The sequence below is a fragment of the Delftia sp. GW456-R20 genome, assembly GCF_001622915.1.
Taxonomy (GTDB): domain Bacteria; phylum Pseudomonadota; class Gammaproteobacteria; order Burkholderiales; family Burkholderiaceae_C; genus Comamonas; species Comamonas acidovorans.
The window spans coordinates 3,218,399-3,243,971 of the sequence record NZ_LWCN01000004.1; the positions used below are offsets into that span (position 1 = coordinate 3,218,399).

Genomic DNA, 25,573 nt, shown 5'->3' on the forward strand with positions numbered 1-25,573 from the left:
CTTACAAACAAGTTCAGATTAAAAGAAATCTACTCACAAAAAAAGCAAATACTGTGCCTGTTAATATTCCAAACAGGAATACTTTCATCATATCCCTGTCATGAGTTTGCGCCGCCTCAACCCGCCCACGCATCTGCTGCGCGCTTTCTCCACCGTGGTGCGCTTCGGGGGCGTCTCGCGCGCGGCCGAAGCCTTGCACCTGACGCAAAGCGCAGTCAGCAAGCAGATCCAGGAACTGGAGAAATGGGTGGGCGTGCCGCTGTTCGAACGCGAGCGCAAGCGCTTGAGGCTGACGCCCGCGGGCGAGCGCTATGAGCGCGCAGTGCGCGCCCTGCTGGGCCAGCTGGAGGCAGCCACCCTCGAACTCATCACCAGCGATGACAGCCGAGGCGCGCTGCACCTGTCATCGCTGCCGACTTTCGCGGCCAAGTGGCTGATCCCCAGGCTGCCCCAATTTCAGCAGCGCTATCCACAGATCACGCTGCACTTTGTACCCTACGTACACAGCTACCAATTTGACAGTCCGGGGCTGGACTGCGCAATTTTGTTTGGCGACGGGCACTGGAATGGCGCGCATGCCCACTATCTGGTGGGCCGCCAGGTGGCGCTGATCGCACCGCCGCGCGGCGCGGGCCCCGAGGCACGCATCACCACCCCCCAGGACGTGGCGCGCTGCACCCGGCTGCGCCATGTGACCATTCCCGATGCCTGGGCGCGCTGGAGCGAGGCCCATGGCGTCAACGGCATCAGCCCCCTGGCGGGCCCGCAGTTCGACCAGTTCCAGACCATCATCCGCGCCGTCATGGCCGGCATGGGCATCGCCCTGGTGCCGCGCTGCCTGGTGCAGGACGAGATCGCGGCCGGCCTGGTGAACGAGCCCCTGCCCCAGCACGGCTACCAGAGCGCCCTGGGCTACTGGCTGTGCTATCCGGCCGACCGCGCCAACCACGGCACCCTGGGCATCTTCCGCAACTGGCTGGTGGACCATGCCGCGCAGACGCCGGGACGGATCGCGGTGGCACCTGTGGCTCCCGGGGAATCTGCGGCAGCCGGGGATGCCCCGCCACCTATACCGCAGGCTTGGGCGACGGCGGCGAGCGCAGCGCCTTGAAGCGCACGCTGAAACGCGCACCCGGCGGCTGCTGGCCAGGATGCGCATCTTCCAGCACCACCTGGGCGCCATGCTGGCGCGCGATCTCCAGCACGATGGGCAGGCCCAGGCCCGAGCCATCGGCCTCCGAGCCCAGGACCCGGTAGAACGGCTGGAACACCAGCTCGCGCTCGGCCTCGGGCACGCCGGGCCCCGAATCCTCCACCTGCAGCAACAGGACCTGACCGAAGGGATCGGCCAGCACGCGCACCGTGACCATGCCGGGCCGGCTGCTGCTGGAAGGGGTGTAGTTGATGGCGTTGTCCACGAGATTGCGCACCAGCTCCGTCAGCAGCGTGGCGTTGCCTTGCAGCCAGACGCCCGTGGCCGATGACTCGGCGCCGTCGTATCCCAGGTCCACATGCTTGTCCATGGCGCGCGGCAGGCAGTCGCGCACCACGTCGGTGACGATGCGCACCAGGTTGCAGGGCTGCATGGCCAGGCCGCGGCCCACGCCGGCGCTCTCGGCGCGCGCCAGCGCCAGCAACTGGTTCACCGTGTGCGTGGCGCGGATGCTGGAGCGTGCAATCTGTGCCAGGGACTGCCGCAACTCCTCCGTGCTCACGCCCTCGCGCTGGGCCAGTTCGGCCTGCATGCGCAGCCCGGCCAGCGGTGTCTTGAGCTGGTGGGCCGCGTCGGCCAGGAAGCGCTTTTGCGTGGCCAGCGAATCACCGAGCCGACCCAGCAGGTCGTTGACCGAGTCCACCAGCGGCACGACTTCCAGCGGCACGTCCTTGTGGTTGATGGGCGAGAGGTCCTCGGGCCGGCGCGCGCGGATGCGCTCCTCCAGCCGGTGCAGCGGCTTGATGCCGCGCGCCAGCGCCAGCCACACCAGCAAGGCGGCCAGCGGCAGGATGACGAACTGGGGCAGCATCACGCCCTTGATGATTTCCGTGGCCAGCACGCTGCGCTTTTCGCGCGTCTCGGCCACCTGGACCAGGGCCTGGGGCTCGTCGGGCAGGGGCATGCGTACCCAGACATGGGCCACGCGCAGGTCAATGCCGCGAAACTCCGCATCGCGCAGTTGCACGGCCCCGCCGGTCGGTGCAGCGCCGGGCGATAGATCGCCGGATGGCGGATCGTGGGACTCGGGCGGCAGCGGCAGATCGCGCTCGCCGGCCAGGTACTCGCCCTTCACGCCCAACACCTGGAAATACACGGTGTCCGACTCGTCGGCGCGCAGGATCTCGCTGGCCGATTGCGGCAGGTTGAACAGCACCTTGCCCTGCTGCACCATCACCAGCTGCGCCAGCGCCTGGGCGTTGTACTCCAGCGCGCGATCGAACGGCTTGTTGGCCAGGCCCTGGGCCACCAGCCAGGTCAGCGCCAGGCTCACGGGCCACAGCAGCAGCAGCGGCGTGAGCATCCAGTCAAGGATCTCGCCGAACAGTGAGCGCTGTTCACGCTGGAAGATTTTCATCGGCGGGCAGCCCTCACGACGGGTTCACGGCCCCGTGGCATCCGCCACTATGCGCAGGCAAGCCAACCCGGGCCTGACAGCCGGGGCAGCTGCCTCAGGAAGCGATCTTCTCAAGGCAGTAGCCCAGGCCGCGCACGGTGGCGATGCGGATGGGGCCGCGCTCTATCTTCTTGCGCAGGCGGTGGATATAGACCTCGATGGCGTTGTTGCTGACCTCGTCGCCCCATTCGCACAGACGCTCGACCAACTGGTCCTTGCTGACCAGCCGCCCGGCCCGCTGCAGCAGCACTTCCAGCAGGCCCAGCTCGCGCGCCGACAGCTCGACCATCTTGCCGTCGATGGTGGCCACGCGGCCGGCCTGGTCGTAGACAAGGGGGCCATGCTTGATGGTGCTGCTGGCGCCACCCATGCCGCGCCGCGTGAGAGCGCGCACACGCGCCTCCAGCTCGGACAGCGCAAACGGCTTGGCCATGTAGTCGTCGGCGCCGTAGTCCAGCCCCTGCACGCGCTCTTCCACGCTGTCGGCCGCCGTGAGGATGAGCACCGGCAGCGCATCGCCCCGGCCGCGCAGCTTCTTGAGCACTTCCAGCCCGTGCATCTTGGGCAGGCCCAGGTCCAGGATGAGCAGGTCGAACTCGCTGCTGGTCATCAGCGCGGTATCGGCCTCGCTGCCGTTGGCCACATGGCTGACCACGGCGCCCGAGCCGCGCAGGCTGCGCAGCAGACCATCGGCTAGGACCTGGTCGTCTTCGGCAATCAGAATGCGCATGGGGTTGTCTCCTGAAATACAGACGCGCTCTGAATGTTGGAAATGCGCGCCTTTGATTCCTAGGATTCTAGGATGCGCCCCGCCCCACGGGCAGGGACCTTACCCGAGTGAGCCGCCGCCCGCATAGGCCTCCAGCCCCAGCGCCACCACGGTGGCGATGTCGTCGCCGACTTCCTCGCGGAACTCGGCCTCGGCCTGGGACACGGCGTCATGGAAGGCCTGCAGCCATGCCAGGCCCGCAGGCGTGAAGCGGATGCGGCGTGCGCGCGCATCGCGCTCGTCGCTTTCGCGCGTGACCAGGCCCCAGGCCTCGCACTGGGCCACCAGGTCGCCCATGGACTGCTTGGTCATGCCAGCGCGCTCGGCCAGGTCGGTGAGCCTGTCGCCAGCCAGCGACAGATGCCGCGTGATGTGGATGTGGGCCGCACCCACCTTGTCGCGCGCCGCAAGATTGGACAGCGCCAGCGGCACCTCCACATCGCGCGCCATGAGCTGCAGCACACGCGCGTCGAACCGCCGCATGGCATGGCCGAGCAGGCGGCCCAAGTGGGTCTGGCGCCAGGCGTCGGCGGGCGGCGTGACGGGGGAAAACTCACTCATGGATGCATTGTGGAGGCAAATCCAACAAGTCAGGAAAACTGACTAAAAACACCAACAAAACAAACCAACAAGCCCATAAACTACTGTTCAAGCATCCAGCCTGAATGCAAATACAGAGCTGAAACCCCAGCCAACCCAGGAGTCCGCATGAACACCGCCGTCACCACCGCCAACAGTGAAAAAGCCAAGGCCCTGCAGGCCGCACTCGCCCAGATCGAAAAGCAGTTCGGCAAGGGCACGATCATGCGCCTGGGTGAAGGCGAAGCCATCCAGGACATCCAGGTCGTCTCCACCGGCTCGCTGGGCCTGGACATCGCCCTGGGCGTTGGCGGCCTGCCCCGTGGCCGCGTGATCGAGATCTACGGCCCTGAATCCTCGGGCAAGACCACGCTGACGCTGCAGGTCATCGCCGAAATGCAAAAGCAGGGCGGCACCTGCGCCTTCATCGACGCCGAGCACGCACTGGACACCAGCTACGCCCAGAAGCTGGGCGTGAACCTCAACGAAGTGCTGATCAGCCAGCCCGATACCGGCGAGCAGGCCCTGGAAATCGTGGACAGCCTGGTGCGTTCGGGCGCCGTGGACATGATCGTCGTGGACTCGGTGGCCGCCCTCACACCCCGGGCCGAAATCGAAGGCGAGATGGGTGACCAGCTGCCCGGCCTGCAGGCCCGCCTGATGAGCCAGGCGCTGCGCAAGCTGACAGCCACCATCAAGAAGACCAACTGCATGGTCATCTTCATCAACCAGATCCGCATGAAGATCGGCGTGATGTTCGGCAGCCCCGAAACCACCACGGGCGGCAATGCGCTGAAGTTCTACGCCTCGGTCCGCCTGGACATCCGCCGCACCGGCACCATCAAGAAGGGCGACGAGGCCATCGGCAACGAGACCAAGGTCAAGGTCGTCAAGAACAAGGTCTCGCCTCCGTTCAAGACCGCCGAGTTCGACATCCTCTTCGGCGAGGGCATCTCGCGCGAAGGTGAAATCCTGGACATGGGCGTCAACGCCAAGATCCTCGACAAGTCGGGCGCCTGGTATGCCTACAACGGCGAGAAGATCGGCCAGGGCCGCGACAACGCCCGCGAATTCCTGCGCGAGAACAGCGGCCTGGCCGTGGAGATCGAGAACAAGGTGCGCGACAGCCTGGGCATCGCCCTGCTGCCCACGGCCGGTGGCGATGCTCCCGAAGCCAAGGCCGCCAAGGCGGGCAAGGCCAAGGCCGACAAGGACGGCGTGATCGAAGCCTGAGCGGCCTGACCCCTCACTGCAGGCGCCGCCGCGCCTGCACACACTGTGTTTGCCATCTTGGCGCAGGCTCACGTCTGCGCCTTTTTTATCGCCGGGACGCCCCAAGGCAAAAAAGCGGCCCCCTTGGGGGGCAGCGGACCTTGCGCAGCAAGGGGAGCGTGGGGGCCTTTTTTATTCGGGACGATTCAGGAGACATTGCCGCATGGGATTCGCCAAGTTGTCGCTCAAGGGTCGGGCGCTCAAGCTGCTGGGCCAGCGCGAACATTCACGGCTGGAGCTGGAACGCAAGCTCGCCCCCCATGTGGAGGAAGGCGAAGACCTGGGCGCCATGCTCGACGCGCTGGAGCAGCGCGGCTTCATCAGTGCCCAGCGCGTGGCCGAGTCCGTGCTGCACCGCAAGGCCGCGCGCTTTGGCACGGCACGCGTGGTGCAGGAGTTGCGCAACAAGGGGCTGGACGACGGACTGGTGCGCGCCGCCGCAGAGCAACTGCGCGCCACCGAACTGCAGCGCGCCCTTGCCGTATGGCGCCAGCGCTTCGGCGCACCACCGGCCACACCGCAGGAACGACTCAAGCAGATGCGCTTTCTGGCCGCCCGCGGTTTTGGTGGAGAAATTGCGAGCAAGGTGCTGCGGGGCCGCAGCGAAGACTGGGATGCAGGAGCAGAGGACGAAGGCTAGTCTGCGCGCCGGGTCGCACCCCAGCACACCAGCGACCCCACGGTCACCAGCACCACGCCCTGCCAGAAGCCCCAGCCCGGCTGCACCTGCAGCCAGGCACTGGCCAGCAAGGCAGAGAACACGGGCGTGAAGTACGAGGCGGCAGCCATCACGGCCAGATGCCCGTGCTGTATGCCGTGCTCCCAGCAGCTGTAGCCCAGGGCGGTGAGCCCGCCCACGGCCAGCAATTGAAGCACCACGGTGCCCGACCATTGCATGCCGCCTTCACCGCCCAGCCACAGCCATTTGATCCACAACGCCAGCGCGGTCCATATCAGGAAAAGGCCCACGGCATTGTGGCCACCGCCCCAGCGCCGCGCAGCCAGCGAATAGCAGGGCCACAGCAGGGCGGCGCCAAAAGCGAGTCCATACGCCAGCGGGTTGGACAGCATGTGGTCCGCCATGCCCCGCAGTTGCAGCGAGTCGCCGCCCAGTACGCGCGTCAGCCCCCACAGGCACAGCAGCACGCCGGGCCACAGCCACCAGCGCGCATGCTGCTGGCGCAGCAGCACGGCCAAAACGATGGTCAGGCTGGGCCACAGGTAATTGATCAGCCCCAGCTCCAGTGCCTGGGCGCGGTCCTGCGCCAGGCCAATCGCCAGCGACAGGCAGATCTCGTAGACCGCAAACAGCAGGCCGCAGCCCCAGAAATAGGCCGGATGCATGGCCCGCCACTGCGAGGGCCTGGGCAAGCCGCGCACGGCGGCCACGCACAGTGCGCTGACCGTGTAGAGCATGGCGGCACCGCCCACGGCGCCCAGCGGCTCGGCCACCGAGCGCATCAGGCCCACGGTGCAGCTCCAGCACACCACGGCCAGCAGTCCGATGGCGGTGGCCCGGCCAGCGGCCACGGGCGAGTTGTTCTGCACGGAAGACACGTCGATGGCTGCGCGCGGCAGATCAGTGCGGCTGCAGCAGCTGGCGCAGCGAGTGGTACAGCGCATCCGAGCCATGCGCGGTGTTGTCCGCATCGAACGAGAACTCGTTGCTGGACTGCGTGCCCGTCGCATCCTCGGGCCGGGCTTCCATGAAGAAGGACAGGAAGCGCGCACCCTGGCGGCGGTGCATGGTCAGCACTTTCTCCAGCCGCTGCGGCGACAGTGCCACCAGCGGATGGAACTCCGTCACGCCATAGGCCGTGTGGCCATAGCGGCGCAGCATCTGGCCGACCAGCGGGCCGTAGGTATCTTCGCCGTACAGGCTGACGCCCAGGGACAGTCCCGGCATGCGCTGCAGGCTGCGCTCCACGGCATAGCGGTTGGCATCCCAGCTCGGATTCGCATGGGGGTTGAGCTGGTGGGCAAAGCGAGGAACCCGGCCCAGGCAGCCGTGGCCGATGTGCTCGGAAAAGCCCTGGATGTAGTCGGCCACCTGCTGCTCGCGGAAATCGTTCCAGTCCGTGACCAGCGGGTTGTAGAACAGCGCCAGCCGGTCCTGCGGGCTGTCCACCCAGAATTCCACGCCGTCCGGCAGCTTGCCGAAGTCGGGCAAGGCCTCGGCGGCATGGGGCCTGGGCTCGCCCTGGTTGCGGTCCATCACGGCGATCTGGCGCGTGGCCAGCAGGCCCAGGCTGCGTCCACCGGCCTGCAGCACCACGTCGATGCGGTGCAGGCCCTCCCCCAGCGCCGGATAGCGGATGTCGGCACGCCAGCCCACATCGGGCGTGAGGAACCCGGGCTTGGCCTGAGCCACGTCCTGGCGGTGCATGTGCACGGGGGCGTGCGAGTAAGGATGCCCGTCCACGAAGACGGCCACGGCCAGCTGCTTTTGCAGCTTCGCATCGGGCGAGTGGACCCAGCCGGACACGGGCACGGTGCCGGCTGCATAGCTGTCGATGTGCTGGAAGAAGTTCTGCAGCGGCTCGCTGCGGATGTTGCGCGACGGCGGCTCGACCGCTTCGAAGCTGTCAAAGCCGGACTTCAGGTGGGCATTGAGCCGTGCGATGTCGCCATAGCGCTGGCGCAGGAATGCATGGAAGCCCGCCACGGAGGCCGGGCTGTAGTCGGTGACCGCATAGCCTTCGGCCGCGAACCCCATGCCGGCCTCGAATCCCGGGAACAGCTGGTGCGTCTCGCCCAGCACGGTGAGGGCGCGCAGCTGGTGCATGGCGGCATCGCCTGCGGCGCATATGCGCTCGGCCAGGGCATCGACGACCAGTTTGCGCACGCGCGTGACTTCGTTGTCCTGCCGCGCGACCGACCACGGGAAGATGCGCGCGCCCAGATAGCTGTCCAGCGGCAGCGGCCCCTTGGGGGTCCACGCAAGATTGGCGGGATCGGCGGCCAGGCGCTCCTCGGCCTTGGAGTGCACCTCGAAATGCGTGGCGAACAGATACAGCACCACGGGCCGGTGCGCCTGCGCCACCGTGCGCACCACGCGGTCCAGCGCCTCGCCCCGGACTTCCCAGGCCTGGCCATTCCACTGCACATAGCGCAGCAGCGGCACGCTGAGCGTATAGCCCAGGTCCAGTTCACCCTGGGGCCGGCCCAGGCGCTGCAGCGTGGCTTTCACCATTTCTGCGGCCGAGCCCTGCGGACCCAGGCAGCTGGCGGGTATCTGCTGAAATTCCTTGGGAAAATCCTCGCGCAGCCCGTCCTGCACCAGACAGGCCTCCATATTGCCCAGCAGCGGACTGAGCAGCAGGCGCGATGAAGACGGCAATGCCGGCCGCAGCTTCCAGGCAAACACAACGACCAGCAGGCACAGCACGGCCAGGGCCAGGACATGGCCCCAGACCGGACCGCGCCGGCCCGGCAAGGACGGGGGCGCGGGGGGCCTCACAGGCCCAGCATGATCTGCAGGTTCTGCACGGCGGCGCCGCTGGCGCCCTTGCCCAGGTTGTCCAGGCGGGCGATCAGCACGGCCTGGCGGTACTGCTCATTGGCGAACACGCGCAGCTCCAGCTTGTTGGTGTCCGTCAGCGTGTCGGCGGCCAGCTTCATGTCCTCGGTGGGCGGCAGCACCGACACCCATTGCTCCGGCGTGTTGGTGGCCGCGTAGTGGGAGGCCAGCGCATCGTGCAGGTCGGCCGCCTTGGGCGCGCCCGGCAGCAGGTCCAGATGCAGCGGCAGCTGCACCAGCATGCCCTGGCGGAAATTGCCCACGGCGGGAATGAACACCGGGCGGCGCGTCAGGCCGGTGTATTGCAGGATCTCGGGAATGTGCTTGTGCGTCAGGCCCAGCGCGTAGGCCTCGTAAGGCGCGGCCGTGCCGGCCTCATAGGCTTCGATCATGCTGCGGCCGCCGCCCGAATAGCCGGACACCGAGGGCAGGCTCAGGCCGTGGTCGGCAGGGATGAGGCCCGCGGCAACCAGCGGGTGCAGCAGCGCGATGGCTCCCGTCGCATAGCAGCCGGGGTTGGACACGCGCTTGGCAGTCTTGACCGCCTCAAGCTGGCCGGCACGCAGCTCCGGGAAGCCATACACCCAGTCGGGCGCCACACGGTGGGCCGTGGATGCATCGATGATCTTGATGGTGCGGCCGGTCTCGGCCTCGATGGAATCGACCATGGCCACGGTCTCGCGCGCGGCATCGTCATGCAGGCACAGGATGACCAAGTCCACGCCGGCGATCAGCGCACGCTTGGCGGCAGGATCCTTTCGCAGCTCGGGGGCAATGCTGACCAGCTCCACGCCGGACAGATCGACCAGACGCTCACGGATCTGCAGCCCTGTCGTGCCTGCTTCGCCATCGATAAAGACTTTTGCCATCGCTGTATTTCTCCTGCTGCGCGGCCCTCCTGGAGCCGCTGCGGCACCATTGCCGCGTTCCAGCTGCGGATTCTCACCGAAACCGGGTCCCCCTGCGCCCGTTGTCGCAAAACGGTTGGCGGTGGCGATCAAGGGCGCGCTGACATGCACCTGTTACAAACAGCGGGCAGCGCCATCTGCAGATCCTCTATAAGACAAAAGAGCTGTGGCGCCTGAAAGAAATGTCGGGAAACCGTCTTTTCCCTGACATATCAATGCATTGCACAGTTCCTGACATGCTGCTTGGCCCGCAGGAAATTGTGGATTCTGCGCATGGGGGCGTGTCGGATGGCGCAGTGCAGCATGGTACATTCGGCGATTGCCAGGTCACTCCGCCTTGAGGCAGCACCCCAGGGCTACCGGGTCAATCCCCCCCTATTTGTTTGAGAGAGACATCATGAAGATTCATGAATACCAAGGCAAGGACATCTTGCGTCAGTTTGGTGTGCCTGTACCTCGCGGTATCCCTGCGTTCACAGTGCAAGAGGCCGTCGAGGCCGCCCAGAAGCTCGGCGGCCCCGTGTGGGTCGTGAAGGCCCAGATCCACGCTGGTGGTCGCGGCAAGGGCGGCGGCGTGAAGGTCGCCAAGAGCATTGACGACGTCAAGGCACTGGCTGGCCAGATCCTGGGCATGCAGCTGGTCACGCACCAGACCGGCCCCGAAGGCCAGAAGGTCCGCCGCCTGTACATCGAAGACGGCGCCGACATCCAGAAGGAATACTACCTGTCGTGCGTGACCGATCGCGGCACGCAGAAGGTGGCCTTCATCGCTTCCAGCGAAGGCGGCATGGACATCGAGGAAGTGGCCCACTCCACTCCCGAGAAGATCATCACCATCTTCGTTGACCCCCTGGTCGGCCTGACCCAGGCCCAGGGCGAAGAACTGGCCAAGGGCATCGGCATGCCTGCCGACTCCACCGCCCAGTTCATCGACATCTGCCAGAAGCTCTACAAGTGCTACATGGACACGGATGCCTCGCTGGTCGAGATCAACCCGCTGAACCGTGACAGCAAGGGCAATGTGGTTGCCCTGGACGCGAAGTTCAACTTCGACGCCAACGCCCTGTTCCGCCTGCCCGAAATCGTGGCCCTGCGCGACCTGGACGAAGAAGATCCCGCTGAAGTCGAAGCCTCCAAGTTCGATCTGGCCTACATCTCGCTGGACGGCAACATCGGCTGCCTGGTCAACGGTGCAGGTCTGGCCATGGCCACCATGGACACCATCAAGCTGTTCGGCGGCGAGCCGGCCAACTTCCTGGACGTGGGCGGCGGCGCCACCCCCGAGAAGGTCACCGAAGCCTTCAAGATCATGCTCAAGAACCCCAAGGTCGAAGGCATTCTGGTCAACATTTTCGGCGGCATCATGAAGTGCGACACCATCGCCACCGGCGTGATCACTGCCTGCAAGGCCGTGAACCTGCAAGTGCCCCTGGTCGTGCGCATGAAGGGCACGAACGAAGAACTGGGCAAGAAGATGCTGGCCGAGTCCGGCCTGCCCATCATCAGCGCCGACACGATGGCCGAAGCGGCCACCAAGATCGTCGAAGCCGTCAAGTAAGCAGGCCCGGAGAAAACACCATGTCGATCTACATCAACAAAGACACCAAGGTCATCACCCAAGGCATCACGGGCAAGACGGGCCAGTTCCACACTGAAAAGTGCATTGAATACGCGAACGGCAAGAACTGCTTCGTGGCCGGTGTGAACCCCAAGAAGGCCGGCGAAAAGATCTTCGACGTGCCAATCTACGCCTCCGTCAAGGAAGCCGCGCAAGGCACGGGCGCCACGGTCTCCGTGATCTACGTTCCCCCCGCAGGCGCTGCCGCCGCGATCTGGGAAGCCGTGGAAGCCGACCTGGACCTGGCCATCTGCATCACCGAAGGCATCCCCGTCCGTGACATGCTGGAAGTGCGCAACAAGATGCGCGCCAAGGAAGCCGCAGGCGGCAAGCGCACCCTGCTGCTGGGCCCCAACTGCCCCGGCCTGATCACGCCCGACGAGATCAAGATCGGCATCATGCCCGGCCACATCCACAAGAAGGGCCGCATCGGCGTGGTCAGCCGCTCCGGCACGCTGACCTATGAAGCCGTGGCACAGCTGACCGAACTGGGCATTGGCCAGTCGTCGGCCGTGGGCATCGGCGGTGACCCGATCAACGGTCTCAAGCACATCGACGTGATGAAGGCCTTCAACGACGATCCCGACACCGACGCCGTCATCATGATCGGCGAAATCGGCGGTCCCGACGAAGCCGAAGCTGCCCGCTGGTGCAAGGACAACATGAAGAAGCCGATCGTCGGCTTCATCGCTGGTGTCACCGCCCCTCCCGGCAAGCGCATGGGCCACGCCGGCGCGCTGATCTCCGGCGGTGCCGACACGGCCGACGCCAAGCTGGCCATCATGGAAGAGTGCGGTTTCGTCATCACCCGCAATCCTTCCGAAATGGGTCGCCTGCTCAAGGGCCTGATCTAAGCGGCACCGGTTCTGCGCGACATCCTGGGGTTCGCCCCAGGAGAAAATTACGCAGAATTACGAATCGGTAAGGCGGCAAGTCCGCCCTACACTGACAACTCCAAAAAAGAAAAAGCGCCAGAGGCCACCGCCCTGGCGCTTTTCAACTCATAACAGTGGAGAAACCATGGAATACCTGCAAAGCGCCGATTTCTGGATCGGCCTGTTGAAGATCGTCTGGATCAACATCATTCTGTCTGGCGACAACGCAGTCGTCATCGCCCTCGCAGCACGCTCGCTGCCCCCCGCACAGCAAAAGAAAGCCGTCATGTTCGGCTCCGGCGCCGCCGTGGTGCTGCGGATCATCCTGACCGTGGTCGCGGCCAAGCTGCTGGAGCTGTCGTTCCTGCAGATCGTGGGCGGCTGCCTGCTGCTGTGGATCGGCTTGCAACTGCTGACCGGCGAAGAAGATGATGAAGGCGAATCCAAAGGACACGGCAGCATGATGGTCGCCATCCGCACCATCCTGATCGCCGACCTGGTGATGAGCCTGGACAACGTGATCGCCGTGGCCGCCACGGCGCAAGGCAACATGGTCCTGCTGATCCTGGGCCTGGCCATCAGCATCCCGCTGGTGATCTTCGGCTCCACGCTGATGATCAAGCTCATGGAGCGCTTCCCCGTCATCATCACGCTGGGCGCTGCCCTGATCGGCTGGGTCGGCGGAGAAACCATCGTCAACGACCGCCTGCTGCACGACTACGCCATCAGCCATCCCTGGCTGCACTACGTGGCGGCTGCCGCCGGTGCCGTGCTGGTCGTCGGCATTGGCAAGCTCCTGCAGTCGCGCTCCGGCGCCAAGCACGCGGCACAGGCCTGATACCGCCGCAGGCGGCCCCTCGCCACCTCCACAACGCACTGCCTCGGCAGTGCGTTTTTGCTTTGTGAGGGTCCATTCTTGATGTGGCGTCAAGCTGACGAGCCGCTGCGCCGGCCCATTCTTGGCACTTGGGGGCACTGTTTTCAATTACGCTGTGCACCGGCTTCACCATTGCATCTGCACACAGGGACTGATGGCAACACCGCCGCGCCCGCCCTTCGCCACCATGCCCAGCGCACCCAAGACCCCGGACCAGCCCTGCCGACAGGCAGTCCCTGCGCAACACTGCGCCATGGTTGCGCGCACCGATGTGGGCCGGCGCCGTGACAACAACGAGGATGCGGTCACCATCCACCCCAGCGCCCAGCCCTGGCCCATTGCGGTGCTGGCCGATGGCATGGGCGGCTACAACGCCGGCGAAGTCGCCAGCGCCATGGCCATCAGCCTGGTCTCCGTGGCTCTGCAAAGCGTAGCCACCGAGGCGCCTGCAGCCAACACTCCACAAGCCCGCAAGGAATTGCAGCAGTCACTGGCCAATGCCTTGAACCTGGCCAACGCCGCCATTCTTACGGCTGCCCGGGAAACACCGGGCTGCCGCGGCATGGGCACCACCATCATTGCCGCAGCCCTGCTGCCAGGTCTGCTGATGCTCGCCCACCTTGGCGACTCGCGGGCCTACGGCTGGCGCGAGGGTCAACTGCTGCGCCTGACCCGGGACCACACCTGGCTACAGGAAGAAATCGACGCAGGCCGCATCCAGGACCACGAAGCCCGGCAATCCGGCCTGGGCCACCTGCTCACCCAGGCCCTGGGCGTCACGCCGGACGTCACGCCCGATTTCAATGAATGGCCGCTGCAACCCGGCGACCGCATCCTGCTGTGCTCCGACGGCCTCACCGACATGCTCGATGACCAAGCCATCGCCGCCCTGTTCACCCAATCCAGCCCGCTGCCCGTCTTGCTGACCTCGCTGCTCGCCGCCGCCAATGAAGCCGGCGGAAACGACAACATCAGCGCGGCGCTGATCGAGATACAGGCCAGCCCGTCCCCGACAGCCAGCACTTCCCTCGATTGAGCCTCTCACAGCGATCGACGGCAGATCCCAACCGATGGACGCGCTTGCCTGCACCGCACTCGCAGGTTCCAATTGTTAAAAATGATTGCAAATTCAACAATCAGGAAAAGACGATCCATAGTCTGTATCAAATACCATGGCAGACCTCGGCGCACGCAGGCCGCAGACATAATATTTAGATACACCCCAGCTCCGGATCGCCCAGTGGATGGTGCAAGCCGGGCATAACAAAGGAACTTTGAGCATGCCGACCCTGGTCATCTCCATCGACGGCGCCGTCATCAAGGAAGTGCAGCTGGCCAAGGAGCGCACCACGCTGGGACGCCGCCCCTACAACGATATCGTGATCGACAACCTCGCCGTCAGCGGCGAGCACGCCGTTCTCAGCATCGTCGACGGCACCGTCATCATCGAAGACCTGCGCAGCACCAACGGCACCTATGTCAACGGCCAGCCCATACTGCGCCAGACCCTGAACCACGGCGACCTGCTGGACATCGGCAAGTACAAGATCCGCTTCGTGCAACAGCAGGTCAGCGCCTCCTCGCGCTCGGCACTGGCGGCCATTGCCGCAGCAGTGGAGGCAACCCGCCCAGCCCCCTTGGCGGAAGACCTGCCATCGCAGTTCAGCACCCAGACCCCCTCAGGCTTCGACCACACCCTGCCGCCTTCGATGGCCGGCCTGGCCACACGCCAGGCTGCCATCCGCATGCTCAACGGCAACGCCGCCGGCCGCGAAGTACCACTGGTCAAAGTCGTCACCACGCTGGGCAAGCCCGGTGTAGCCGTCGCCTCCATCACCCAGAAGCACCACGGCTTCGTGCTGGCCCAGCTGGAAGGCGACTCCCCCAGCCTCAAGCTCAACGGCCAGGAAATCGGCCGCCGTGCCATGCCGCTGCAGCACGGCGACACGGTGGAGCTGGCAGGTACGCAGATGCAGTTCCTGGTGGCGTGAGGGACCCTCTTGATCCACTGACAAGGTTCGCTGTTGCTTCGTTGGCAAGCGCACCATCCTTGACAAAAATGTCACGCAAAATTGGATCGATTTGTCAGAGAATGTCGACCAGCCGTGTAATTTGCAACCAAACAATACACATGCGCGAACCTTGGCCTCAAGGCGCGACTGGCACGGCTCTTGCTCTACAGAGTATGCAATCAACCCCCCTATGAGGAGAAGTTCATGAAGCGTTCCATCCAGCAAGGTTTTACCTTGATCGAATTGATGATCGTTGTGGCGATCATCGGTATTTTGGCAGCCGTTGCGCTGCCGGCTTATCAGGATTACACAGTCCGCGCCAAGATTTCTGAAGCAGTAATTGCCGGCTCTTCGGTGAAATCCATGATGAGCGAGGCCTTTCAGACTGATAGTACTGGCGGCCTGACCGCCGCCGCTGTGGCATTCAATAACAAGCCGCAGAACGAGAAAACTTCCAAGTATGTCAAAAATATCACCGTAACAACCGCCAGCCCTTGGGACATCAAGGTGTACGTGGCAGCTAGCGCTGGCAACGGCATTCCTACTGGAGTGGATGGAAAGTTCATCACCTTTACTCCCAATGTCCAAAGCTCTGCCCCGACGGCATCCTCCATGGGTGCAATTGACTGGGCGTGCGCCTCTGCTACCAAGGTGAGCGCAGGAAATCGCGGTCTGAGTTCTGCAGTTGTTGGCGATTTGCCGGAGAAGTATGCTCCGTCTGAGTGCCGCTAATAATCTCTAGAAAAAATACCCGCCTTTACGGCGGGTATTTTTATTATTGGATCTATATGCAGACAAATCTCAGAAAGAAAATCCTTGTCGCTTATCCCATTCTTTTGTGCACTCTATTAATATATGCATATTACCCTAGCATTACCAAGCTTGATTACGTTTGGGATGATTTGCAGTTATTCATATTTAATCCGTATTTAAGAGATCCCGAGCTCATTTGGCAAGGAATATTCCGCCCAATACTCGAAGGGACAACCTATTTCAGACCTCTCCCTCTTCTCACTTTCTGCATAGAATTCTTGACTCAGAATAATGCAAATCCAACAGTATCACATTTAGTAAATTTATTAATCCATTTGGCTAACACAGCTTTGCTGTGTGCAATTCTGTTCGTTTATTCAAAAAAATCGAATAATAAGCTAATTATCATTATTACAGGAAGCATTATATATAGCTTGCACCCTGTATTGGTAGAGCCAGTAGCATGGGCCGCAGGACGCTTTGACCTTCTTGTAACAACATTTAGCCTGGCAGCAGTGTACAGCTTCCTTAGGTATACAGGTTGGACTCAAGCTTTTCTTACTTCTTTATTCTTCTTCTTTGCTCTACTTTGCAAGGAAATGGCCATTACATTACCCATAGCCATTTTCCTGCTCAAATTTTCCCAGGATAGAGATTCTTTTTATTATTCAGTTAAAAAGATTTTCAGGCCTGATGGAATCCCATTATGGGGCAGCCTGACTATATCTCTGGCCGCATATATGGCGATTCGTATGCACTACATGCCCGAGATATTGCATACTGATGAAAATCTGGCCAGAAAATTTTACGATATACCACACCACATTTCTTACGTGGGGTGGGCTTTTATCTTCTATTTTAAAATGGTGTTCTGGCCATTCTCCAGCTTAAACCCTCAACATCCGCTGGATCCATTGGATATGACAAAGCTGGATGTCATTCTAGGATGTTTGGCGTGCGTCGGGCTAATATTGCTTACGACCATCAGCCTTCGATTCAAAGCAAGAAGTCTGATACTTCTCTTATGCTTTGCCATCTCTTTACTCCCAGTCTCTCACATCGTACCATTAACCATTGGCGGCAATATTGGTCATGAAAGGTTTTTAGCATATCCACTAGCTTGGTTCTCCATATTTCTTGCTCAATTAATTTATTCAATATTCCTCTGGGGGAATAAAAAATCGAAAAAAGTGACAGCGTTTACTTTTGCCGCATTTATTTTCTGCTGGACAATATACTCATCTGCCGTCATTAAAATAACCACACCACTATGGCAGAGCGACCTAAGCTTGTGGTCATGGGTTTTGAAAGTTAATCCAGAACTGCCATATGCAGCACTAAACTACAGCATTGCTGCAATCCGAGAGGGCGACTATGAGTCGGCGGAAAACATGCTGGCAAAAAACGAAAGCATTCAATACAGCCCCAAAGATGCCATATTTGTACTCTTAACCAAGGCAGATCTCCAGATAAGAAAAGGCAACGCAGAAATCGGAACCAAATTACTAGAGGAATATCTACTGCAGCAAGGAATAAAATCTGCATCAGATTACTCAATAGATGAAAAAAGCAAGGATTCTTCAAAAATGAAGGGACTCTATGCAATATTGGCAAGAGGATACATTTATCAAGAAGAATTTTCTAAAGCAGAAATGGTGAGTGATATGTTGATCCTATCTGATCCGCACAACGCCTCTTCACTACTATTTTCCTCTTATGCTAAGTATGGGATGGACAAATGGTCGGAAGGCGAGCACCTTTACAAAGAATCAACCAGATACTTTGTACCGGCGGGAGTAGAGGAGGCAGCAAAATCTAGATCTATATTTTTATCCAACCTCTGCAAGAATCATGAAAATTCTACGCCACGAGTCTGTAGTCAATTTAGAGTTGACAACTCCATCAATTCAAAAAACGCCTACAGGTGATGACTACCGCCAATTGCCGCATGTGGAATGATGGGATAGCCTCTAAGCGCCATCCATCTTTGGCTCGAGCCATTCTGCAAAAGTTGATGACTCCCTGCGACAGAACCCGGGGCCAAGCCATGTTGATTGCCCTGCAAAAGAACGCCCGCCCCGCGGCCGTGCACGCTAAGATGCCGACAATAAAGAGACCGCTATCAGCGTACGGGCACCGCGCCCACCGAGCAGACGGACACAATTGGGAGAATGCTTGAGGTCTTCGGGGGGCCGCTCCCATAGGCTGGAGAGCGTACTCAAGAAAGTACAAGAGGCCATGGTGAGCCCCCTGCTTCTTCCTTTGGATGAAGGATGACCTGCCGCCGGCTGTAACACCCGAGGTCCTCTCAGTACTGAAGTATTTCCTGCTGGAGCTTGGATCGCTGCCTGAATCACCACGAAGGAAGTACACCTGAACACCTCAAGCCCTACAAATCTACTAACAAGGCTGTCAGAGCTACAAGCCTAGCCATGTGTACTTGAACGTGATTTACAACCACATGCTGATCGGCTCATCCAGTCACGAAAGACATAACTCGGCCGTTTTCGATTGACAAAGCTTCAACCCAATCGGACTACTTGAAGAAATCCGCAAGAAAGCAAGTTCCTGGCAAAACTATATCTTGCAAATTCCACTCCGAAGGACCGCGAATTACATCCATGGCTTGCAATTTGTTGATGGCAAACTAAACAGAAAATCACTCGACACAAACTGAGCATCAAATATTTATTTTATTAAAAATAAAATCAGGCATCTTTTCAATCACCCACATGATCAACCTCCACTTGCGAGGCGTATAGATCACAGCGCGCCCATGGTGTATGCCATTTACAATATCCTTGGCCACATCCCCGACAGGTGCCAGCCGAGGGCCCTTACCTTTCATGCTTTCCGTCATGGGGGTATCTGTAGGGCCCGGCTTGATGAGTACGATTTTCAGCGCCTTCCCGACAAATCGGTGGCGTAGCCCTTGGGCATATCGATCAACCAGACCCTTTGCTGCGCCATAAACATAGTTTGATCTGCGCCCTCTATCACCTGCAACAGAGCCGATCAGGGCAATAGCTCCATGAGCTTGCCTCTCCATGTACTTTGCAAAGGCCTCCGCAAAGAGCACAGGAGATATCGCATTGATTTCCAGGGTCCTCTCGCAAAGCACCAGATCCTCTTGGCAATCGCGCTGCAACGGCAATGCACCATGCGCAATCAACAAGATATCGACATCACCCTGATCCATTACTTTTCTTGCAACCTCAACAATGCTCGCAACATCGGTGAAATTCGCCTGCTCAATCACAATGTGGGCGCCGGAGTTCCTTACTTTGAAATCGGCCGCAATAATCTCAAGACGCTGCTGCTCCCGACCAATCAGTACGAGATCAACTTCAGAACCCTGAAGCCATAATCTGGCACAGTGCTGTGCAATGGCTGAGGTAGCACCGACAATTACGATTCTCTTTCTATTAGACAATTCAACCTCCCATCAGTCTGCGCGAGAGAACGGAACTTATGCCTGGATCTCGATATTTCAAAAATTCCTGGAGACGCGGGTATCCAGCCTCGAAAAGTTCACGGGGCATACGTGAATCCTTTGCCATATAGATACGGCCACCAGCCTCTCTGACAATGTGATCAAGCCGTGTGAAAAGATCGGCAGTACGCTTTCCTTGATCTGGAAAGTCCAATGCCAGAGTTGCTCCCTCACGCGGAAAACTCATCATACCTACAGCCTCTCTCTTGGTGAATGTTTTCAGCACCGCCAGAAACGATCCTCCACCAAAGGCCGTGACCTCCCTGAGCATAGCCTTGACTGAATCAAGCGCGACACTTCTGGGCACTACGCTTTGGTACTGAAAAAATCCACTCCGTCCATATATTCTGTTCCATTCCAGCAGGTTATCCAGCGGATAGAGGAATGGCTCATAGTGAACTACGTTACGACCAGCACGGATTTTCTTCAGATGGTAGTAAAGGTTGTTGAACAACCTTAAAGAGCATTGATTGACCAGGGAAATTGGCGGCGTAACAGGTATTTTTATGCTGCGGGCCGCGTACTGTGTCTGATGAGATAACGGGGAATTCTGGAAGTTACCTCTCATGAACAAGCCTCTTCCTTGCACGCCAGACAAACAATCAATCCATGAAACCGTATGCTCCCAATGATCCTCAGAATCATCTGCGATACAGAAAAATTCATCCAGATGAGAATATGGAATTGTTTCAGCATCCACCCAGGGACCAGGTATGCGATGCAGCTGTATTTCCACCTGAGTGATCAGTCCTGTAAGACCCATGCCACCAACCGTTGCAGCAAACCACTCCTTTCTTTCGAATGGTCCACAGTGGATGATTTCGCCATCGGTGCGAAGCAGCGTCATGGATAGTACATGATCACCAAAACTCCCATGTACATGATGATTCTTGCCATGGACATCATTGGCTACCGCACCGCCTACGGTCACCATCTGCGTTCCCGGTGTGACTGCCAGCATCCATCCGCGTGGAACCATCAGCCTTTGAATATCACGCAAGAGAACACCGGCCTCACAGATCAAACGGCCGCGTTCCTCATCAAAAGCGATGAAATGATCCATTTTTTCCGTATTCCAAAGCGTTCCTCCAGAATTCAGACAAACATCGCCATAACTGCGCCCCATACCATAAGCCAGACCGGGAAACGGGCTATTCAGCACTGCGCCCCTCGCATGTTCCGCATTGTGTAGCTCCACCACATGGTGTGGAGATGCACTCAAACGCCCCCAGGAAGATACGGATTTCATAAAGCGTCCGAACGAAAAACAAATCTCTTGTCCAAATGGTATTTGACGAGATAGCCGATTGCCAATCCAACACACCCACCTAGATAGCGCATTTCCTTTGTCTCGAAGACTGCGTGAAATCCCAGCTCGGATGCCCAAAACAGGATGGTGGTAATCAATCCCATCCCGATGTAGAGCAGAAATACCTGGGCATCATGGACCACATCCTTCGGTCGAAATCGGAAAATGTAGTGCTTGTCAAGAAAATATTTGACCAAAAGCCCAACGCCTGTTCCGCCGATGATGGAAACCCACACATGGAATACACCATCATAGATTTGAATAATAATATCCTGGGCGCCAATGTTCGCCACAGTGGCTACTAGTGCGAAAATGCCGTAGCTAAGCGCCAGCTTGGTTGAGGAACGCATTGAACATATTACCGGCATTTGAAATGATCCATGATACCGTAGCATCCCGCTCGCCTCAGGCCCAACTGCTCGGACTGTTGAGACTGATGAGGCCCAAGCAGTGGATCAAGAACAGTTTTGTACTGGCCCCGCTGGTCTTCGTTGGAAAATTTCTGGAACCATACGCCCTCCTCAGTACGCTGCTTGCGGCAGCACTGTTCTGTCTGGCATCTTCCGCCACCTACATCATCAACGACATCCATGACATCGAGCGTGATCGCCTTCACCCCTCGAAGTCGAAAACGCGCCCCTTGGCAGCTGGCATCGTGTCCGTACGCATGGCCCTGATGTTGCTTGCCGCCCTTTATGCAGCGCTGCTCTATGGCCTGATCGTTGTACCGAAAGTTGGCTTGGTCATCGCTTCGTACTTGATTCTCAATCTGGCCTACACCTTCGCTCTCAAGCATCAGCCGGTAGTAGACATCTTCACCATTGCCATCGGTTTCGTGCTAAGGGTGTATGCAGGAGCCATGGCACTCGACGTACCTGTATCTTCCTGGATGTTCATCACGACCCTGTGCTTGGCCCTCTACCTGGCTGCCGTCAAACGGCGGCAGGAATTGAGCCACAGCGGCAGCAAGGGCCGGCAGGTTCTGGAGAAGTACTCTGTTGCCCTGGTCGACCGCTACGCAGAGATGTCAGCCACTGGGGCACTACTGTTCTACAGCATGTTTGTCATGTCAGAGAGACCTGAGCTCGTGATCACCATCCCGCTCGTGCTGTTTGGACTGTTCCGTTACTGGTTTGTGGTGGAGGCGCTGAACGGGGGCGAGTCTCCCACCGATGCACTGCTGGTTGACTGGCAACTGCTGCTGACTGTCTTGGTATGGGTCTTTGCGTGTGGATGGGCCCTTTGGCCTACGGCCGGCCTGTCATGAACTACGCCTACGTGCTAACCCCATTTCTCGCCTGGCTGGTGGCCGGTTCCATGAAGTTCATGATCAACAGCATCAAGGCTCGGCGACTCGCGTTCAGTCTCATCGGTTACGGTGGGCTTCCTAGCAACCATAGCGCCATCGTGAGCAGCATGGCGGCCCTGATCGCCCTGAAGGAAGGCCTTGATCACCCAGCTTTCGGCGTAGCCTTCACGCTTGCTTGCATTGTCGTTCTGGATGCCAACAGTTTGCGCCGCCAGGTTGGCAATCATGCGCAGACTATCAACAGACTTGCTGCAAAAGATGCCTCCCACAGGCCCCTGCGGGAGCGTATGGGTCACACGCGGCTAGAGATTTCAGCGGGCATCCTGGTCGGGATAGTCATTGCAATTGCTGTAAAGAAATTGCTGGGTTGAGGTTTCAAAGCTGTTCACTGATCAGGGGCGTATGCAATAAAGCTCCCCGTCTTGCCTCCGTGCTTCTCCAGCACCCTGATTCCCTCCATCACCATGCCCTTGTCCACCGCCTTGCACATGTCATAGACCGTGAGCAAGGCCACCTGCACGGCTGTAAGCGCCTCCATCTCCACCCCGGTCGGACCAACGGTCTCGACGGTGGCAAGGCAGCGGACGGACGACGTTTCGGGCAACAGTTCGAAATCCACTGCCACCCGCGTCAACGCCAGCGGATGGCACAGAGGAATGAGGTCACTGGTCTTCTTGGCAGCCATGATGCCGGCGATGCGCGCAATGCCCAGTACGTCACCCTTCTTGGCGGTGCCGCTCTGGATGATGGCCAGGGTGGCGGGCTGCATGGTGATGCGGCCTTCGGCGACCGCGATGCGGTGGGTTGCCGGCTTGGCGCCGACGTCGACCATGTGGGCCTGGCCCTGCGCGTCGAAATGGGTGAGGGAAGACATGGCAACTCCAAAAAATGCACGGGCCGGTCTACGGCAGTCCTGACACACTGGTCAGTCCTGCCGTGAACGTTCGGCGAACCGAGGCATCATAGTGGGGTGTTTCACCGCCCCGTGCCGATGCACGGGCCCGGCCCCTTGGTTCTTACCTGCCCATGCGCCCATCACGCCTGAAGACACGTATCGCCGTCGGCCTGCAGTTGCTGGCGGCCTCTCTCACCATCGCAACGCATGCCCCCGCACAGGCCCAGTTGCGCCTGCCCACGCTGGGCGACGGCGCGGCCACGACGACCAGTGACGAGCGGCGGTTGGGTGACCGCATCATCCGCTCGCTGTACCGCGATCCGGACTACATCGACGATGCGGTGCTGCAGGAATATGTGGAAGGCATCTGGCAGCATCTGGTCGATGCGGCACGCACGCGCGGCGAGCTTTCGGATGAGCTGGAAGAGCGCTTTGCCTGGGAGATCCTGCTGGGGCGCGACCGATCGGTCAATGCTTTTGCGCTGCCCGGCGGCTATCTGGGGGTGCACCTTGGCCTGATCGGCGTGGTGAGCACACGCGACGAGCTGGCATCGGTGCTGGCACACGAGCTGAGTCACGTCACCCAGCGCCATATCGCGCGACTCATTGCGCAGCAGGGCAAGCAGACGCCGTTGATGATCGGCTCGATGATTCTGGGCGCCCTGGCCGCCAGCCGCAGCCCCGATGCCGCCATGGCCATGATGATGGGCGGCCAGGCGCTGGCCGTGCAGAACCAGTTGAATTTTTCGCGCGACATGGAGCGCGAGGCCGACCGCATGGGCTACGGGCTGATGGCGCCTGCAGGGTTCGCGCCGCAGGGCTTTGTGACCATGTTCGACAAGCTGCAGCAGGCGAACCGCCTGAATGACAACGGCAGCTGGCCCTATCTGCGCAGCCATCCGCTGACCACGGAACGCATGGCCGACATGCATTCGCGCCTGCCGCGTGGCGTTGCGCCTGCGCCTGCGCCATCCCTGGAGCACGTGATGATGGCCGCACGGGCCCGCGTGCTGTCGCGCCCCGGCGTGGATGTGCTGCGCCAGTGGGCCGAGCAGCCGCGCTCCACCAGCTTTGGCAGCCAAACCCAAACCCAGCAGGTGGCGCAGCTATATGCCGCCACGCTGAGCGCCGTGCAATTGCGTGATTGGGCCGAAGCGCGGGAAATGTCCGGGCGGCTTCAAGTGGCAACCGCCGCAGATGCCGGCGCCCAGCGGCAGGCCAGGCTGCTGCAGGCCGAACTGGAGCTGACGGCCGGCAAGCCCGGCGCCGCGTTGCAGGCGTTGCCACCGCTCTACCTGCCGGCAGCTGCGCCTGCCCAGGCCAATCCCACGGAATCCATCCCCGCCAAGACAACGGAGAGCGGCCCCAGCCTGGCCACCGTCAATGTGGTCGAAAACCGCGCCGTGCGCAGGCCGGAATTGCTGATGCGCACACAGATCCTGCTGCGCGAGCAAGGCGCCGCCAGCATGGCGGGCCCGCTGCAGACCTGGGTGACGGACCACCCGCGTGATGCCAGCGCCTGGCAGTTGCTGGCCCAGGTGCAGCGCGCCCAGGGCCAGGAGTTGCGCGCGCTGCGTGCCGAGGCCGAGGCCCAGGTCGCGCACTACGACTACGCGGCGGCAGTGGACCGTTTCAAGGCCGCGCAGGACCTGGCCCGCAAGGGCGGGCCCAAGGTGGATTTCATCGAAGCCTCCATCGTGGACACGCGGCTGCGTGCCGTGGAGGAGCTGCTAAGGGAACAGGCGCGCGAGAAGTGATTCGATGGCCAGGCCCAGCAGCGAGTAGATGAGCGCGCCCAGCATGGCCGCCCAGAAGCCCGCGACGTGAAAGCCGCTGAGCAGGCCCGAGGCTGCCCAGAACATCAGTCCGTTGACCACGAAGAGAAACAGCCCGACCGTCACGATGGTCACGGGCAGCGTCAGCACCACGAGGATGGGGCGCAGCACCGCATTGAGCAGGCCGATGACCAGCGCCGCGATCATGGCCGAGCTGAAGCTGTTGACCTGCACGCCACCGTAAAGATAGGCCACGACCAGCAGGGCACCGGCGCTGAGCAGCCATTTGATCAGGATTTTCATGCGGGCAGCATAGCAGCAGCCGGCAGATCCAGGTTGAGGCGGCGCACTGGAAACCGTGGAGCGGAGAACCCCATGAAAAACGGCATCCCGGTTTCCGGGATGCCGCGTCCTGAAAGCGATCGCCTGACCAGAGCGGCCAGGCAGATGCCAGCCGCTAGATCATCGCTTCCTCGAACACCAGGCCCATCAGCGCGCCGATGGCCGCCAGCGTTCCCGGAAGATTCCAGCGCCGGCCCAACGGGGCGGCAGGCGCCACGGCGGGAGCCGTGGCTTCCTGCTTGGGGCGGCGTGCATCGACGATCTGGGCCGTGCCGTGCTCCTGCTGTAGCTGGGCCACCAGTTCGGCCAGCGGGCCCTTGGCCAGCACCGGCGTGATCCTGCCAGCGCTGTCACCGAACACCGGCAGCAATTGGGCGAACAGCTTGTCCGCCCACTTGCCGCGCCAGCTTTCGCGCGCGCTGTGGCTCACCCATTTGCTGACCCGGTGGGTAATGCGCGGCGCGCAGGCCACCAGCAGCCAGTGCGAAGCCTGGGCCTGCGGCGAGGCGGCCAGGGCCTGTACCAGAGGCAGAGCGTAGGAAGCGTCATCCACGTAGACGATGATGGGGTTCAAAGCAAGTCCTTGTCGAACTGGGTTTGCGGGAGTGGGAGAGGCAGGCGGCCGGGGCCGCCCTTGCCATGGATTGTCGCGAATCGG

At 60.8% G+C, this 25,573-nt stretch carries 25 protein-coding genes; 13 read left to right on the forward strand and 12 right to left on the reverse strand.

The window, feature by feature from the left end; translation table 11 throughout:
• Nucleotides 1-100 precede the first annotated feature (100 nt).
• Nucleotides 101-1,111, forward strand: a complete 1,011-nt coding sequence (locus A4F85_RS19720) for a LysR substrate-binding domain-containing protein (RefSeq protein WP_063327510.1) — start codon at nt 101-103, stop codon at nt 1,109-1,111.
• Here the strand turns inward: A4F85_RS19720 and A4F85_RS19725 are convergent.
• The 3 genes from A4F85_RS19725 to A4F85_RS19735 form a co-directional block, all read right to left on the reverse strand.
• Nucleotides 1,068-2,570 carry a sensor histidine kinase gene (locus A4F85_RS19725; protein WP_063327511.1) on the reverse strand — a complete coding sequence of 501 codons (1,503 nt, stop codon included), beginning with the start codon at nt 2,568-2,570 and terminating at the stop codon, nt 1,068-1,070. The two genes, A4F85_RS19720 and A4F85_RS19725, sit on opposite strands and share 44 nt — an antisense overlap.
• 94 nt (nt 2,571-2,664) lie before the next feature.
• Complete coding sequence (locus A4F85_RS19730) at nt 2,665-3,339, reverse strand: response regulator (protein ID WP_012202808.1); 675 nt, start codon at nt 3,337-3,339, stop codon at nt 2,665-2,667.
• A gap of 99 nt (nt 3,340-3,438) precedes the next feature.
• Nucleotides 3,439-3,939, reverse strand: coding sequence for a MarR family winged helix-turn-helix transcriptional regulator (locus A4F85_RS19735; RefSeq protein WP_012202807.1), 501 nt, complete (start codon nt 3,937-3,939; stop codon nt 3,439-3,441).
• Nucleotides 3,940-4,086: 147 nt separating this feature from the next.
• Between A4F85_RS19735 and recA the strand changes: the two genes are divergently transcribed.
• Entirely contained in the window at nt 4,087-5,190 is a 1,104-nt protein-coding gene (gene recA, locus A4F85_RS19740; RefSeq protein ID WP_012202806.1) for a recombinase RecA, read from the forward strand.
• 202 nt (nt 5,191-5,392) lie between these two features.
• Nucleotides 5,393-5,869, forward strand: a complete 477-nt coding sequence (recX, locus tag A4F85_RS19745) for a recombination regulator RecX (protein WP_063327512.1) — start codon at nt 5,393-5,395, stop codon at nt 5,867-5,869.
• Here recX and yddG read toward each other — a convergent pair.
• Genes yddG through argC form a run of 3 tightly spaced genes read right to left on the reverse strand, consistent with a single transcriptional unit; the run spans nt 5,866 to nt 9,618 of the window.
• On the reverse strand, nt 5,866-6,786 hold the full coding sequence (gene yddG, locus A4F85_RS19750; RefSeq protein WP_063328040.1) for an aromatic amino acid DMT transporter YddG: 921 nt from the start codon (nt 6,784-6,786) through the stop codon (nt 5,866-5,868). The two genes, recX and yddG, sit on opposite strands and share 4 nt — an antisense overlap.
• Before the next feature lie 22 nt (nt 6,787-6,808).
• Complete coding sequence (locus A4F85_RS19755; protein WP_063327513.1) at nt 6,809-8,689, reverse strand: hypothetical protein; 1,881 nt, start codon at nt 8,687-8,689, stop codon at nt 6,809-6,811.
• A complete protein-coding gene (gene argC / locus A4F85_RS19760; RefSeq protein ID WP_034389794.1) occupies nt 8,686-9,618 on the reverse strand; it encodes an N-acetyl-gamma-glutamyl-phosphate reductase in 933 nt (310 codons plus the stop codon). The genes A4F85_RS19755 and argC overlap by 4 nt, the downstream gene beginning before the upstream one ends.
• Before the next feature lie 436 nt (nt 9,619-10,054).
• Between argC and sucC the strand changes: the two genes are divergently transcribed.
• The 7 genes from sucC to A4F85_RS30695 all read left to right on the forward strand — a co-directional run bounded on the left by sucC (nt 10,055) and on the right by A4F85_RS30695 (nt 17,720).
• Nucleotides 10,055-11,215, forward strand: coding sequence for an ADP-forming succinate--CoA ligase subunit beta (gene sucC / locus A4F85_RS19765; RefSeq protein WP_012202801.1), 1,161 nt, complete (start codon nt 10,055-10,057; stop codon nt 11,213-11,215).
• A 20-nt stretch (nt 11,216-11,235) separates the two neighbouring features.
• On the forward strand, nt 11,236-12,129 hold the full coding sequence (sucD, locus tag A4F85_RS19770; RefSeq protein WP_012202800.1) for a succinate--CoA ligase subunit alpha: 894 nt from the start codon (nt 11,236-11,238) through the stop codon (nt 12,127-12,129).
• A 166-nt stretch (nt 12,130-12,295) separates the two neighbouring features.
• Nucleotides 12,296-12,988 carry a TerC family protein gene (locus A4F85_RS19775; RefSeq protein ID WP_013804582.1) on the forward strand — a complete coding sequence of 231 codons (693 nt, stop codon included), beginning with the start codon at nt 12,296-12,298 and terminating at the stop codon, nt 12,986-12,988.
• A gap of 292 nt (nt 12,989-13,280) precedes the next feature.
• Nucleotides 13,281-14,063, forward strand: a complete 783-nt coding sequence (locus tag A4F85_RS19780) for a PP2C family protein-serine/threonine phosphatase (RefSeq protein ID WP_063327514.1) — start codon at nt 13,281-13,283, stop codon at nt 14,061-14,063.
• 244 nt (nt 14,064-14,307) lie between these two features.
• Nucleotides 14,308-15,018, forward strand: a complete 711-nt coding sequence (locus tag A4F85_RS19785; RefSeq protein ID WP_013804584.1) for an FHA domain-containing protein — start codon at nt 14,308-14,310, stop codon at nt 15,016-15,018.
• Nucleotides 15,019-15,243: 225 nt separating this feature from the next.
• Nucleotides 15,244-15,771, forward strand: coding sequence for a pilin (locus A4F85_RS19790; RefSeq protein ID WP_063327515.1), 528 nt, complete (start codon nt 15,244-15,246; stop codon nt 15,769-15,771).
• A gap of 56 nt (nt 15,772-15,827) precedes the next feature.
• On the forward strand, nt 15,828-17,720 hold the full coding sequence (locus A4F85_RS30695; RefSeq protein ID WP_156517038.1) for a tetratricopeptide repeat protein: 1,893 nt from the start codon (nt 15,828-15,830) through the stop codon (nt 17,718-17,720).
• Nucleotides 17,721-18,472: 752 nt separating this feature from the next.
• Here the strand turns inward: A4F85_RS30695 and A4F85_RS29810 are convergent.
• From A4F85_RS29810 to A4F85_RS19805, 3 genes are read right to left on the reverse strand one after another with little or no spacing between them, the layout of a single operon-like run.
• Nucleotides 18,473-19,225 (reverse strand): SDR family NAD(P)-dependent oxidoreductase, encoded by a 753-nt coding sequence (locus A4F85_RS29810; RefSeq protein WP_082848238.1) that lies wholly within the window; start codon nt 19,223-19,225, stop codon nt 18,473-18,475.
• 1 nt (nt 19,226) lies between these two features.
• A complete protein-coding gene (locus A4F85_RS29815; RefSeq protein WP_082848239.1) occupies nt 19,227-20,534 on the reverse strand; it encodes an FAD-binding oxidoreductase in 1,308 nt (435 codons plus the stop codon).
• Entirely contained in the window at nt 20,531-20,944 is a 414-nt protein-coding gene (locus A4F85_RS19805; RefSeq protein WP_063327518.1) for a GtrA family protein, read from the reverse strand. The genes A4F85_RS29815 and A4F85_RS19805 overlap by 4 nt, the downstream gene beginning before the upstream one ends.
• A gap of 23 nt (nt 20,945-20,967) precedes the next feature.
• Here A4F85_RS19805 and A4F85_RS19810 point away from each other — a divergent pair, with 23 nt between their 5' ends.
• Nucleotides 20,968-21,861: a decaprenyl-phosphate phosphoribosyltransferase gene (locus A4F85_RS19810; protein ID WP_013804590.1), complete on the forward strand. Its 894-nt coding sequence runs from the start codon at nt 20,968-20,970 to the stop codon at nt 21,859-21,861.
• Nucleotides 21,858-22,274 (forward strand): divergent PAP2 family protein, encoded by a 417-nt coding sequence (locus A4F85_RS19815; protein WP_013804591.1) that lies wholly within the window; start codon nt 21,858-21,860, stop codon nt 22,272-22,274. The genes A4F85_RS19810 and A4F85_RS19815 overlap by 4 nt, the downstream gene beginning before the upstream one ends.
• 14 nt (nt 22,275-22,288) lie before the next feature.
• Here A4F85_RS19815 and moaC read toward each other — a convergent pair whose 3' ends face one another.
• Entirely contained in the window at nt 22,289-22,777 is a 489-nt protein-coding gene (moaC, locus tag A4F85_RS19820; RefSeq protein WP_063327519.1) for a cyclic pyranopterin monophosphate synthase MoaC, read from the reverse strand.
• Nucleotides 22,778-22,929: 152 nt separating this feature from the next.
• On the opposite strand from moaC, the gene A4F85_RS19825 reads away from it, so the two are divergent.
• Nucleotides 22,930-24,555, forward strand: a complete 1,626-nt coding sequence (locus tag A4F85_RS19825; RefSeq protein WP_063327520.1) for a M48 family metalloprotease — start codon at nt 22,930-22,932, stop codon at nt 24,553-24,555.
• Here A4F85_RS19825 and A4F85_RS19830 read toward each other — a convergent pair.
• Nucleotides 24,529-24,876 (reverse strand): phage holin family protein, encoded by a 348-nt coding sequence (locus tag A4F85_RS19830; protein ID WP_012202791.1) that lies wholly within the window; start codon nt 24,874-24,876, stop codon nt 24,529-24,531. The two genes, A4F85_RS19825 and A4F85_RS19830, sit on opposite strands and share 27 nt — an antisense overlap.
• A 154-nt stretch (nt 24,877-25,030) precedes the next feature.
• Nucleotides 25,031-25,489 (reverse strand): hypothetical protein, encoded by a 459-nt coding sequence (locus A4F85_RS19835; RefSeq protein ID WP_013804594.1) that lies wholly within the window; start codon nt 25,487-25,489, stop codon nt 25,031-25,033.
• Nucleotides 25,490-25,573: the final 84 nt, after the last annotated feature.

What these genes read in the sequence shown, in the direction of transcription:
- A4F85_RS19720 (WP_063327510.1), top strand. Translation starts at nt 101, where the DNA reads ATGAGTTTGCGCCGCCTCAACCCGCCCACGCATCTGCTGCGCGCTTTC.
- A4F85_RS19725 (WP_063327511.1), bottom strand. Translation starts at nt 2,570, where the DNA reads ATGAAAATCTTCCAGCGTGAACAGCGCTCACTGTTCGGCGAGATCCTT.
- A4F85_RS19730 (WP_012202808.1), bottom strand. Translation starts at nt 3,339, where the DNA reads ATGCGCATTCTGATTGCCGAAGACGACCAGGTCCTAGCCGATGGTCTG.
- A4F85_RS19735 (WP_012202807.1), bottom strand. Translation starts at nt 3,939, where the DNA reads ATGAGTGAGTTTTCCCCCGTCACGCCGCCCGCCGACGCCTGGCGCCAG.
- recA (WP_012202806.1), top strand. Translation starts at nt 4,087, where the DNA reads ATGAACACCGCCGTCACCACCGCCAACAGTGAAAAAGCCAAGGCCCTG.
- recX (WP_063327512.1), top strand. Translation starts at nt 5,393, where the DNA reads ATGGGATTCGCCAAGTTGTCGCTCAAGGGTCGGGCGCTCAAGCTGCTG.
- argC (WP_034389794.1), bottom strand. Translation starts at nt 9,618, where the DNA reads ATGGCAAAAGTCTTTATCGATGGCGAAGCAGGCACGACAGGGCTGCAG.
- sucC (WP_012202801.1), top strand. Translation starts at nt 10,055, where the DNA reads ATGAAGATTCATGAATACCAAGGCAAGGACATCTTGCGTCAGTTTGGT.
- sucD (WP_012202800.1), top strand. Translation starts at nt 11,236, where the DNA reads ATGTCGATCTACATCAACAAAGACACCAAGGTCATCACCCAAGGCATC.
- A4F85_RS19775 (WP_013804582.1), top strand. Translation starts at nt 12,296, where the DNA reads ATGGAATACCTGCAAAGCGCCGATTTCTGGATCGGCCTGTTGAAGATC.
- A4F85_RS19780 (WP_063327514.1), top strand. Translation starts at nt 13,281, where the DNA reads ATGGTTGCGCGCACCGATGTGGGCCGGCGCCGTGACAACAACGAGGAT.
- A4F85_RS19785 (WP_013804584.1), top strand. Translation starts at nt 14,308, where the DNA reads ATGCCGACCCTGGTCATCTCCATCGACGGCGCCGTCATCAAGGAAGTG.
- A4F85_RS19790 (WP_063327515.1), top strand. Translation starts at nt 15,244, where the DNA reads ATGAAGCGTTCCATCCAGCAAGGTTTTACCTTGATCGAATTGATGATC.
- A4F85_RS30695 (WP_156517038.1), top strand. Translation starts at nt 15,828, where the DNA reads ATGCAGACAAATCTCAGAAAGAAAATCCTTGTCGCTTATCCCATTCTT.
- A4F85_RS29815 (WP_082848239.1), bottom strand. Translation starts at nt 20,534, where the DNA reads ATGAAATCCGTATCTTCCTGGGGGCGTTTGAGTGCATCTCCACACCAT.
- A4F85_RS19805 (WP_063327518.1), bottom strand. Translation starts at nt 20,944, where the DNA reads ATGCGTTCCTCAACCAAGCTGGCGCTTAGCTACGGCATTTTCGCACTA.
- A4F85_RS19810 (WP_013804590.1), top strand. Translation starts at nt 20,968, where the DNA reads ATGATCCATGATACCGTAGCATCCCGCTCGCCTCAGGCCCAACTGCTC.
- A4F85_RS19815 (WP_013804591.1), top strand. Translation starts at nt 21,858, where the DNA reads ATGAACTACGCCTACGTGCTAACCCCATTTCTCGCCTGGCTGGTGGCC.
- moaC (WP_063327519.1), bottom strand. Translation starts at nt 22,777, where the DNA reads ATGTCTTCCCTCACCCATTTCGACGCGCAGGGCCAGGCCCACATGGTC.
- A4F85_RS19825 (WP_063327520.1), top strand. Translation starts at nt 22,930, where the DNA reads ATGCGCCCATCACGCCTGAAGACACGTATCGCCGTCGGCCTGCAGTTG.
- A4F85_RS19830 (WP_012202791.1), bottom strand. Translation starts at nt 24,876, where the DNA reads ATGAAAATCCTGATCAAATGGCTGCTCAGCGCCGGTGCCCTGCTGGTC.